Below are 12,531 nucleotides of genomic sequence, written 5' to 3'. Positions count from 1 at the left end.
CTGCCTGCTCAGGAATGACATTAAGGGAAGTAGGAATGATTGCATGAACTTTGTCCATATATGACATCGAGTATACTGTGATATTATTCCTAATTTAAGCTATTTAAACACTTGTTGCCTACTTGGTAATCTATTGAAACAATTATAAAGTTTGGTAACAGCTATGACAACAGAAAAGACATCTTTAGCTTTGAGTAAGCTTACCTGTCAAGTTCCTAATTATAAATCAGAAATTTTATCACTGAGTACAGTAAAAAATGGGAATCCATTTTATAGCACCCCTCTTTATAGTAAGTTTGTACAGAAATTTCTAGCTTATATCCCTGTAGACTATAGATTTAGAGATAGACTAGAATTATTTGATGAGTTTACAAATAAGGCCTTTCAGTTCTTTCAAGAAAAACAGCCTGATAAAAGAAAGTTGCAGATTGTCAGTACAGTAATTGAAAATGATCCTGCAATTAATATTTTGCTACTGAATGATAACAAATCATTTATAGTTGATTCGATCATTTGTTTATTAACAAGTCTAAATTTAAAAGCTAAATTTTTACTTCATCCTATTATAGCTTGTGTAAGGAACAATGATGGTAACTTACAAGAAATATTGGATATAAAGAAAGATAGAGAGGAATCTTTAGTCCATATCACTATACTAGGAAGTTTTGATCAAAAAGATATTAGCTCTTTGGAAATGACTTTAAATGAAGTTCTAGATCAGGTAGATACTACTTATAATGTATGGTCTAAAATCTTAAACAGAGTGACGTTAATTTCAAACGATATCCAAAATAATCAGCAATTATATAATGAGAATCATTTAGATTATCATGAATCTATAAATTTCTTAGATTGGTTAAAAGATGATAATTTTACTTTTCTAGGTATGATTAACTTTGATCTAACTTCTAAAAATTTTTCATTGGAAGATGGTATTAAAAAGATATGGCAAAATAGTGGTGAAGTGCTTGATATTATAGAACGTTCAGCAAATTCATTACATGAAAATAAACTAATTATTTTAGGTAAAATTAATATCTTATCAAAAGTACATAGAAGTAACTTAGTAGATTATATTTTAATTAAGAAAATTGATCAGGAAAAAAAATATCATTCAGGTAGTATAATTTTTGGCTTATATAGCTCTGCAATGTATTATCAATTAGTTACTGATATTCCCATACTGAGACAAAAACTAAAATTTGTTGTAGATAAAGCCGCTTTCCCGATTGGTGGATATAATACCAAGAAACTTAAAAATATAATTCAATCTCTGCCTAAAGAAGCTTTGATACAAATTGATGAAGGTGATCTATACTGTATGTGCTTACACGTATTCTCAGGGATAACGAGTAAAAAACTCAAATTATTTATTCAGCAAGATTGGTCTGGTTCGTTTATTAATGTCATAATATTTTTACCAAGAGATCGTTTGACACTAGAAGTACATAGTAGCATAAATTATTATTTATCAAATATACTTAGTGGTCTAATACTTTTAGATTATACTGCAGAAGTGGTAGAAAATTTTTCATATTTATTTATTACGTTGGAGCTACAGGGTAAAAAGAATATTGATTTTGATGTTGAACTAATAGAGCAAGAATTAGATAAGCTCTCCACTCGTTGGAGTGAGGATTTTTACCAAAAGTTATGTAAAGAATTTGGTGAATACCAAGGGGGAGTAAATTTTAAGCTTTTTGACCCAATTTTTCCTATCGACTATAGAGAAAAATTTAATGGACAAACAGCTTTAATAGATATTGACTATTTAAAGGAAGCTAGTATTTATCGCAAACCGATATTTAATTTAATTGCTATAAATAATAAAGAGTTCCAGCTAAAAATTTACAGCCCAACACCTAAATTAGCTCTTTCAGACTTATTACCATCTATAGAAAATTTGGGATTCAAAGCTATAGATGAACAAAGCTTTACCATAAAAGGAGCAGGAGATATTGAAGAAAGTTGGATATATGAGTTCACTCTCGAAACATTGATAACTATTGAAAGCAATATTGATTTACTTAAAGCAAACGTAGAAGAGGCTCTAGATAAGATATATCTTGGACTTTTGGCTAATGATTCTTTAAGCAAATTAATAGTGTTATCGGGCTTTAATTGGTGGCAAGTTAAGTTGGTTAAAGCATTAACTAGATATTTACATCAAACCGGCTTTGTCTATGGCAAGGGCTACGTTCAGTTGACCTTAATAAAGCATTTTTTATATACTAAAATGTTGGTTGATTTGTTTGATACTAAATTTAATCCCGCAAATTGCTCAGATGCACGTGCAAAAACTATAAAAGATAATATTTTTAACTATCTTACCACAATTACTAGCAGTAGTGAGGATAAGGTTCTAAGACAAATGTTTGATATTATTGAAGCTATTACAAGAACTAACTGTTATCAGCCTAGCTCTAATGACTTAAACAGTTCAGCTAACAAGCATAGTACAGTCAGTAAAAATTATTTTTCTTTTAAATTTGACTCGCAAAAAGTTCCTCACTTGCCTTTGCCAGTACCATTTGCCGAAATATTTGTTTACGATAATGATTTTGAAGCTATCCATTTACGAGGGGGCGTCGTCGCTCGCGGAGGTATTAGATGGTCTGACAGAGGTGAGGATTATAGAGTAGAAGTATTAGGACTAATGAAAGCCCAAATGACCAAAAATTCAGTTATTGTACCTGTTGGCTCAAAAGGTGGATTTTTCGTTAATTTCACTGATGATAATATGACTCGCCAAGAATATATGGCAAGAGTGGTGCAGTGTTATAAAAATTTTCTCCGTGGATTACTTGATATTACTGACAATATAGTTGATGGTAAAGTTATTCAGCCAAAAAATACTATTATCTACGACCAAGAAGATCCATATCTCGTGGTTGCAGCCGATAAAGGTACGGCAACGTTCTCGGATTATGCAAATAGTGTATCGGCTGAATATAATTTTTGGTTAGGCGATGCTTTTGCTTCCGGTGGATCAGTAGGTTATGATCATAAGAAAATGGCTATTACCTCAAAAGGAGCTTGGATTTCTGTAGCAAGCCATTTCCATGCTATGGGTATTGATGTACAAAAAGATCCTATTACTGTTGTTGGTATTGGCGATATGTCTGGGGATGTTTTTGGTAATGGCATGCTTAGGTCTAATACCATAAAACTTGTTGCGGCATTTAATCATAAACATATATTTATTGACCCACAACCTGATCCAATTATTAGTTTCAATGAACGTATGCGACTATTCAAGTTACCTACATCAAATTGGTCTGACTATAATCAACAATTAATTTCAAAAGGTGGCGGAGTTTTTGAAAGAAGCAGTAAGTCTATATCATTATCCCTAGAAGCCAAGTTATTGCTAAAGATAAACATTAACGAATCATCTCCTGAACATCTGATTAGAGCTATCCTACAAGCAGAAGTTGATTTGCTTTGGAATGGCGGTATAGGAACCTATATAAAAGCTTCAACAGAAAGTCACTTAGAGATAGGCGATAAGGCAAATGATAATCTTAGAGTCAATGGTAAAGATATCAGAGCTAAAGTAATAGGAGAAGGAGGAAATATTGGCGTATCACAACAAGGTAGAATAGAATATAGCAAGCTAGGCGGGAGAATAAATACTGATTTCATTGATAATTCAGCTGGTGTTGACTGTTCGGATCATGAGGTAAATATCAAAATTGCTCTTAATCAGGCTATGTCCTCTAATAAGATTAGTTTAGAAGAACGTAATAAGTTCTTATTTACTATGACAAAACACGTCGAGGAACTGGTTCTAGTTGATAACTATAAACAAACTCAGGCACTTGATATAATGCAATTATCTAGTACTTCAACTATCGGAGTATTTAGCCAATTTATTGATACTTTAGAAGAAGAAAAATTAATTAATAGAACTGTTGAGTTCTTACCAACTCAGGAAGAACTCAGTAAAAGGGCAGTTAATAAGGAAAATATGACCCGTCCCGAGCTTTGTGTATTACTTTCTTATAGTAAACGCTCAGTCTATCATGATTTAATAACAGCAACATTTTCAAAAGATAAGTATTTTGAATCTTATCTGATTAATTATTTTCCAAAACTAATGCAAGAAAAATTCCGTGAGGAAATTTTAGCTCATCCGCTTAAACATGAAATTATTCGAACCGTTGTAACAAATAAAATTGTTAATCAATTAGGCGGACCATCACTTAATCTTATAAAACGTGAAACTCAGGCTGCTCTTTGTGATATAGTTCGTTCGTATACTATTATCTGTGAAATTTTTGATTTAGATAATCTATGGGCTATAGTAGAATCTCTAGCAAGTAATATAGATCATAAAGTTAAAATTGACATGTTCACTGAGCTTGCTAAAATTATGCGTAGAGGTATCTCTTGGTTTCTAAAGCATATAAAACATCCTATCAATATTAGCAATACCATTGATGAATTTTATGAACCAGCTAGAATGCTTAGTAAAGTGGTTGGTAATCTTCTTTTAGGAGAAGCAAAAAACAAATTCGATAATAAAGTTAAGCAATATACTTTATCAGGAGTGACAGATGAAGTAGCTCGCAGGATTGCAACTCTTGACAGCCTAGTGTCTGTCTTTGATATAATATATATTGCAAAAAAGACAAAAGCTAAAAATAATGATGTTGCTAATTTATATTTCACTACTGGTAATAAATTTAGTATTGATTGGCTTCGTAAATCTTGTGATAAACAACTAAATGATTCCTACTGGAATAGATTATCAATTCAATCATTAAAAGATGACTTATATGATAAACAAAGACAATTATTGGCTAAAATAATTAACAACTCTAAATTAAATATTGATTTAGAGTTATGGATTGATAATAATATAGATGCCGCATGTATTTTTTTAGATTTTATAAAAGGAATTAGATTGCAAGAAACTATTGACTTAAATATTTTAATTTTAGCAAACAAAAAATTTGAAACTTTTTTGCGTAAGCTTGAGTAATGCGTTATGTCGTCATCCCTAAAACAAGCGAGAATAGAATCTGGTAAAACTCTTGAAGAAATATCTAGCTATTTGAAGATTAGGAAGCAATATTTGGTAGCTCTTGAAGAGGAGGATTTTAGTTCGATGCCAGCGGAAGTTTATGTAAAAGGTTATCTTAAATTATACTCAAACTATTTAGGGATAGATGTAAATCTCAGTGAAAAAGACAATCAGGAATCTTCAAAAGATATTGACCTCAGAAATAGGTCAGATCCAATGATATTGGACTATAAATGGAAAAAACAACTAATTATTATTTCTGTTTTAATATTAATAATAATTCCAATAATTTATCACTTAATATTATAATCTGAATGAAAATAACTAATGATTTATTACTTAAGTTAATGCAAGAAGTGGATCAAGGTCTTGAAGGTCTCTTATCAAATATCGCTAGACAGCATGAAGAAATCAATAAACTGCAGGATGAAAATAAACAGCTCAGGGATAATTATGCAAAAATACTTGAGCAAATAGCCATATATATTGCTGAACTTGAAGCAATAAAACATAAAAATACATAAAGATGTCTATAGTAACAATAACACTTGGTAGCAAAACTTTCCAACTCGCATGTAGTGAAGGATCAAGAGAAGAATTATACAATCTTGCAGCCAAATTAAATGAAAATATTGCTCAGATAAAAAAAGTTAACCCATCAGCATCATTTGAACTATTATTAGTTATGTCTGCATTGAGTTTACAAGAACAAGTGCAAAACTTGACTAACAAAATTGCTAAAATTGATGGTGCTGATATACTTCCCGAAGAAGAAAGATTTGCAGAAACGTTAAGTACTATAGCGGGATATTTAGAAGACCTTGCAAGAAAGATTGGAAAGTGATATTATATAATCCCGTGTATGAAACATCAATGTTTGAAATGTAATGGGCTGCTTGGTTCGTGAGCTTAACGTATTGCCCCGGGACTATAATTTTTATTATTAGGAAACCGTCCCTGTCTGAATCTATTATACAGATATATGGATTCCACCTTACATACAGGTTCTTTGAGGATCTTAGGCAACGACCGAAGTGGTTCATTTTTTTAGGCAACTTTTGTGCTATATTACATAAACAGGATTTTTACTAATAATAGAGTGCAGTCTGCTTTATTAATGCTGGTGGGCTGTTCTACTGCTCTATTACTAGTGACTTATAATCCAAATGATCCTTCCTTTAATTCTGTCACAGACAAATATCCTAGCAATTTATTAGGTCATTTCGGTGCTTATTTGGCAGATATTTTTTACCAGTTTTTTGGTATAGCGTCCTTTATTTTACCAATTTGTTGTATTTTTTGGTCTCTGAGTGTATGGCATTTAAAGAAGAAATGGGCTACCGTCAGGATAATTGTGATGCTGCTGTCAATTATATCATTATCGATAGTCTGCACTAATATAAAAATTAATTATTTACCGGCAGGTGCAGGTGGGACAACAGGTACTATTATTTATCCAATAATCAAGCAATTGGACGCTAGAGCCGATTACGTTTTAATTATTACTACATTTATTTTATTATTTTTATTAACTGAAATAAAATTTTCAGTTTTTGGGATCGCTATAATTAAATTATTCAAACTAATACCTTATAAAAAATTTATACTTTTACCTACAATATCAACAAATAGCAACTCAACTAAACCAGTTCTGACAAAAAAGACTCCTTTTATTAATCAAGAAGAAGCAACGTATGCTCATAAAATAGATGCATTACAAGAAAAAAATAATGACATACACTCCCATTGTTCAAAACAACAATCTCCATTCAAAAAAGAAAATGGCGAATTACCATACTTGCCCCCTATCGAATTATTAAAACAAGCTGACAGTCAAAATATAAAAGTAGAAACTGCATCAGAATTACAACATAATGCCCAAACGCTGTTAACTGTTCTGAATGATTTTGGTGTTAAAGGTCAGGTAATTAATATTAGCCAAGGTCCAGTGGTAACGTTATATGAATTTGAGCCAGCTGCAGGTACTAAATCTTCTAGGATTATCGGTTTATCAGATGACATTGCTAGGTCTTTATCTGCGATATCAACTAGAATAGCTGTAATACCAGGTAGAAACGTTTTAGGTATTGAATTACCCAATAAACAAAGAGCTTTCTTTTGTCTAAGAGAATTAATTGAAACACCGGAATATCAAGATAGCAGTATTATGCTACCATTGATTCTAGGAAAGGATCTCGCTGGCAAACCTTTTGTTGCCGATTTAGCAAAAATGCCCCATTTGTTAGTTGCTGGTACGACAGGCTCCGGTAAATCAGTGGCAATTAATGCTATGATAATTTCCCTACTTTACCGCTATACCCCGGAGGAATGCCGTTTAATAATGATCGATCCCAAAATGCTTGAACTATCAACCTATGATGGCATACCACATCTTTTGACCCCAGTGGTTACCGAACCAAGTAAAGCCGTGGTAGCCCTGAAATGGGCAGTAAAAGAGATGGAAAATCGTTATAGAGCAATGTCAAATATTGGGGTCAGAAATATAGCAGGTTATAATGCTAAAATTTTGGAGGCTGCGTCAAGCGGTAAAATATTAGAACGCTTTGTCCAAACAGGATTTGATCCAGAAACCGGTAAACCTATTTATGAGACAATTGAAATGAATATGGAAAAATTACCATTCATTGTAGTAATTGTTGATGAAATGGCTGATTTAATGTTGGTAGCTGGCAAAGACATTGAATTGTCAATACAGCGTCTAGCTCAAATGGCAAGAGCAGCAGGTATTCATATTATCATGGCAACCCAAAGACCTTCTGTTGACGTTATTACTGGGGTAATCAAAGCTAATTTCCCGAGCCGTATCAGTTTTAAAGTAACTTCTAAGATTGATAGTAGGACTATTCTTGGTGAACAAGGTTCTGAGCAATTACTTGGTATGGGAGATATGCTTTATATGGGTAATTCATCCAAGATTACCAGGGTTCATGGTCCATTTGTTGATGATAAAGAGGTAGAAAAAGTAACCCAATATTTAAGATCAACAGGAGTACCTGAATATCTTTCAGCAGTGACTCAGCAATTAGATGATGATGAAGTAAATGCCGAAAGTCTAGGAGATGATTCAAGCAGTGATGAAACTTTATATAAAAGAGCAGTACAAATCGTACAATTAGAACGAAAAGTATCAATTAGTTATATACAAAGATGTTTACGAATTGGCTATAATAGAGCGGCTACTCTTGTTGAAAAAATGGAACAAAATGGGGTAATATCTCCTCCTAACCATACTGGTAAGAGAGAAATATTATTGCCAGAAAATTAAGTTCTTATATATATACTGCTCGTAAATGAAGAGTTGAAGGAAGAGAAGAAAGAAGCTAGAATATGATAATGGGAAATATTTTAACATCTGAACAAAGAACGGTACTGAAGTCAAGTCATGGTAATGAACGAGATAGGAGAGTATGTGACCGAATTAAGGCAGTTTTGCTGTATGATAAAGGTTGGAGCTATGGAGAAATAGCAGAAGCATTGCTGTTAAGTGAAGAAGCTATAAGAAAGCATGTAAGAGATTATCAAAAATTTAATAAATTAGAGACAGCTACCGGTGTTAGTGCAAGTAAGCTAAGTGAGCTAGAAGAGAAAGAGTTAATAGAGCATTTAGAAATATGTAATTATGTTTATGCCAAAGATATCAGCAATTACATAGAAGAAAAATACGGTGTTACCTATACAATAGCAGGAGTAACAAAACTATTAATCAGATTAGGCTTTGTATATAAGAAGCCAAAGATCGTACCCGGCAAGCTTGATATAGATAAGCAAGAACTATTTAAGCTAGAATATAGTTTGTTAAAAGGTAATCTCAAGGCTAAAGAAGCTATATATTTTATGGATAGCGTTCATCCTCAGTATCAAACAAAAGCCCGTTATGGTTGGATCAGAAAGAATCAAAATAAAACTTTACCAACATTTAGTGGCTGGAAAAGGAAGCATTTAATAGGAGCAATTAATTTATCTGATTTGCAATTAGTTAGCACAGATAATCCTAAAGTAAACGGTGATTATATAATCAATTTTCTACAAAAATTAGAAGCAGAAAATCCTAATAAAGAGAAGATATATTTGATTTGTGATAATGCTGGGTATCATAAGTCAAAGAAAGTAAAGGAGTATCTAGTAAATAGCAAAATAGAATTAGTATTTTTACCTTCCTATAGCCCTAATCTTAATCCGATTGAACGATTATGGAAATTTATGCATAGAATTGTAACAAATAATAAATTTTACCATAATTTTGCTCAATTCTCAGAAGCTATAGATAGATTTTTTGCTAATATTGATAAATACAAAGGTAATTTGCTTACTCTTATAACTGACCAATTTCAGACTATAACTTTTAATCATTTTGCCAACTCTTCAGGTTAATTGAGTATAATACTTGTCCCTATTTCACAAGATTGCCGCGTTGGCGATTCCATCGCCTCCTCCTCGCAATGACCTTGGTTATTTTTCTATAACTTTTAAACTGCCATGATGAACTCTAAAACCTCTTCCTCTTCGAACTTTCGATAGCTCTGACCTACGATCCCTGAAGATGATAACACAATTCTTGATTTTCTATCTGAGTATACCCTGCAAGGTCTTTTGTTTATCTTACTTTAGCCATTCTAGCTTTTGGTGTAGATTTTACCGTTACAAGTTTTACTTTGGGTTCTAACAATATTTCTTTAATTTTTAGGCTTTCAGCTACAACCTTTTCTGTGTCATCTATCTTAGCCAATTTTTCAGGAGTAATTTTATGCATCAAATGCTTCGATAAACTAGAGAGTCCTATTTTCTCACAAAAATTTGCTACCTTATAACGCATCTTATCTGCAACAGTTAAATTAGGGATCGTCATTTCCATTAAGTGAGCTGTTGCTACAATATTCTCTTTATAACGCAGATCGTTCTGTATTGCCTTAACATCCTCATCAGTAAGGTGTTTTTCTTTGTTTAGATGGGTTAATAATTTGTCGTAAAACCTTTCTAGTTTTTCTATAGTAATCTTTTTACTTGCTGTTACTGTTTCTTTTATGAAATCCTCAACTTTCTTTCCAAAAGATTCAAGACGTTTGTCTATATCTGCAACATATTCTGTTGGATTCAAACTTGTTACACTTTTTTGAACCTTCGGCATTGAGACTTCTACCTCTTGCCATTTACCATCTTGACTCTTTTGCCATTGTTGTTCTTGAACAGTTGTTGTTACAGGTTGAGCAGGCACTTTAATTTGATAATCATGTTCGCTAGCCCACTGTAAAGCACTTTTTCCTTCAATTTCAATATTATGGTGAGCTGCATAGGCTACTGGGTCTTTAATAGGAGATTTAGCAAAAGTTTCTAACCACTGACCGTTTTTAAATTCAGGAGGTACATTACTAAATTTAGCTACTGTGTCTGCTGCTCTTGCTATCTCTTTCATATTATTGAGATTTTCCTTGATATGCTCTTTATAAAATATACTTAATTCATTAAAATCATTAATTTGCTTTAATTCAAATTTATTACCTTCAAATCTAGCTGCTACAATGAGACCTTCTGGAGAGAACCCATGTTTTTTCAACTCATCAACTTTTTGATCAATTATAGCATCTATTTGCTGATCATTTAACTGATTGGTCATTTGTGCTAATGCTTTACTATATTTTTCAATGTTAAACGATAAATTACCTGCCTTAATAGCTTCAGTATAGTTAACTGCATTCTCTGAAAACATTTTATGTGTTGCCTCAATCATAGCACCAAAATCTTGGTGAAACATTTCAAAAGATCTACCGTGATCTATTTTAGTTACAGTCTTCCCATCCTGCACCATCAAATTACCGGCATGATAATCCAATTCTCCTAACATATGACAAGCAGCAATGACTTTTTCCAAACCGTCTAATTTTTTTAAGTTTTTATTATTTGCTCCAACGCTAGTAGTATAAGTACCCCTAGCAAACTCTGCAAGCTGCACCACGTTATTAAAAAATTTAGAACGTATAGCAATTGATGGTGAATTGACCTGATCAGATACTACTAATGCCTCTTTAGGGGTGCGATCATATAATAAAAACTGATACATAGAAGAACCGATTAACTCCCGCACACCATCATCCCGATCTGCTAAAGCTTGCTGTTGCTGTTTTTCTCCCTGTAGATCTAAACAACTCCTATGCTGTTTATAGAAACGTTTTAACATGAAAGTATTACCAGTTGCGGTTTCCTTAGCAATATATCCAGCAGATACACCAGCTTGCTTATTACCTTTTTTTATAAATTCTGTATTTTTAACCGTTATTCTATCTCGTAGCATAGTTTCAAGCGGATCTTTTTTGGATTCTTCTAGCTTTTTTGGACGTGCTGGTTTGTTTTCTTTAGCTAACACATCTATAAGCGGAATATCTATTAGCTCTCTTAGTACTTGATTTTGATCTCCAGGAAATGCTTCTTTTATTACCTTTAATATTTCACTTACAATGTATTTAGAATGTGTAAGTTTCTGCATTTTCTTTTTATACAAATCAATATTAGAGTCTGATGGCTCTTGAGCGAGTGCTATTACACTACTAGCAAGTTCTTCACATTTTTTAGAGATTCTATCATTTACAACTTGATCTTTACCATTTGACTCTGTAAGTTTTATTAAAGTTGTAAATAATTGGGTATGTAAAGATTGTTTAATTTCTTCTTGGTTTGTTGCCATAAAAATCTAACTCTTTATAATTAATTGTTAATTGCAGTTAATCTAAGAAAACTTTTTGTAGCGGTTTGTTTGCTAAATTTTCTTCAGTAAAAAAATCCTTCTTTAAATGCGTAACCTGATGATTCAATAACCTTAATTGTAAGTAATCATTAATTGCTTGGGTAAATTCACCAAGTTTGTTCCGAAAAAAATGATCGGCTCCTTGGATAATCTTATAATCGACAGTTATATGTTTTTGCTTAGATAATTTATCTACTAATTCAAGCACTGATTCTTCGGGTACAATACTATCATTGTCACCTTGTATTACAAAGCCAGAAATAGGACATTGAGACAAGAACGAAAAATCATATTTATTCACTGGCGGAGATATCGCAATAAAATTATTAATCTCTGGTCTTCTCATGATTAGTTGCATGGCTATCCATGCTCCAAAAGAAAACCCCGCTATCAAATTTAGACTGCTAGTAGGGTTGTTAAGTTGCAGCCAATCAAGTGCTGTTGCCGCGTCAGTCATTTCGCCAATACCATTATCAAACTCTCCCTGGGAACGTCCAACGCCCCTAAAATTAATTCTGAGTACTGTAAACCCATTAGCTACTAATGATTTATATATATTGTAAATCACTTTGTTATTCATAGTACCACCGTAAAGCGGATGTGGATGTAATAATAAAGCAATCGGAGCTTTAGGATTACTAGATTTAGTATAAAGCCCTTCGATCCGACCGGCAGGACCATTAAAAAAAACGTTAGCCATAATTATAACATATAATATATTAATTTATATCGATCACTAAGACCA

Annotated in this window: 8 protein-coding genes and 1 other RNA gene; 7 read left to right on the top strand and 2 right to left on the bottom strand. The window is 32.5% G+C overall.

The window, feature by feature from the left end; genetic code table 11:
• Positions 1 to 163: 163 nt before the first annotated feature.
• From ACFEL2_RS01210 to ACFEL2_RS01180, 7 genes are all read left to right on the top strand, one after another.
• Positions 164 to 4,987 (top strand): NAD-glutamate dehydrogenase, encoded by a 4,824-nt coding sequence (locus tag ACFEL2_RS01210; protein WP_375332045.1) that lies wholly within the window; start codon positions 164 to 166, stop codon positions 4,985 to 4,987.
• A 6-nt stretch (positions 4,988 to 4,993) separates the two neighbouring features.
• The gene (locus tag ACFEL2_RS01205) at positions 4,994 to 5,338 is read left to right on the top strand and encodes a helix-turn-helix transcriptional regulator (protein WP_341751307.1); all 345 of its coding nucleotides are present in this window, start codon (positions 4,994 to 4,996) and stop codon (positions 5,336 to 5,338) included.
• A 5-nt stretch (positions 5,339 to 5,343) separates the two neighbouring features.
• Positions 5,344 to 5,553: a hypothetical protein gene (locus tag ACFEL2_RS01200; protein ID WP_341751306.1), complete on the top strand. Its 210-nt coding sequence runs from the start codon at positions 5,344 to 5,346 to the stop codon at positions 5,551 to 5,553.
• A 2-nt stretch (positions 5,554 to 5,555) separates the two neighbouring features.
• Positions 5,556 to 5,873 carry a cell division protein ZapA gene (locus tag ACFEL2_RS01195; protein WP_375332044.1) on the top strand — a complete coding sequence of 106 codons (318 nt, stop codon included), beginning with the start codon at positions 5,556 to 5,558 and terminating at the stop codon, positions 5,871 to 5,873.
• A gap of 42 nt (positions 5,874 to 5,915) precedes the next feature.
• Positions 5,916 to 6,074: non-coding RNA, 6S RNA (ssrS, locus tag ACFEL2_RS01190), on the top strand.
• A gap of 15 nt (positions 6,075 to 6,089) precedes the next feature.
• On the top strand, positions 6,090 to 8,315 hold the full coding sequence (locus ACFEL2_RS01185; protein ID WP_375332043.1) for a DNA translocase FtsK: 2,226 nt from the start codon (positions 6,090 to 6,092) through the stop codon (positions 8,313 to 8,315).
• 68 nt (positions 8,316 to 8,383) lie between these two features.
• The gene (locus ACFEL2_RS01180; RefSeq protein ID WP_375332038.1) at positions 8,384 to 9,421 is read left to right on the top strand and encodes an IS630 family transposase; all 1,038 of its coding nucleotides are present in this window, start codon (positions 8,384 to 8,386) and stop codon (positions 9,419 to 9,421) included.
• Positions 9,422 to 9,644: 223 nt separating this feature from the next.
• On the opposite strand, the gene ACFEL2_RS01175 is transcribed toward ACFEL2_RS01180, so the two are convergent.
• Both ACFEL2_RS01175 and ACFEL2_RS01170 read right to left on the bottom strand, forming a co-directional pair.
• Entirely contained in the window at positions 9,645 to 11,726 is a 2,082-nt protein-coding gene (locus tag ACFEL2_RS01175; protein ID WP_341751332.1) for a hypothetical protein, read from the bottom strand.
• Positions 11,727 to 11,763: 37 nt separating this feature from the next.
• Positions 11,764 to 12,486 carry an alpha/beta hydrolase gene (locus tag ACFEL2_RS01170; protein ID WP_341751333.1) on the bottom strand — a complete coding sequence of 241 codons (723 nt, stop codon included), beginning with the start codon at positions 12,484 to 12,486 and terminating at the stop codon, positions 11,764 to 11,766.
• Positions 12,487 to 12,531: the final 45 nt, after the last annotated feature.

The organism is Candidatus Tisiphia endosymbiont of Temnostethus pusillus, assembly GCF_964264675.1.
In the GTDB taxonomy this organism is placed as follows: Bacteria; Pseudomonadota; Alphaproteobacteria; order Rickettsiales; family Rickettsiaceae; genus Tisiphia.
This window is presented reverse-complemented; position numbering and strand designations above follow the sequence as displayed.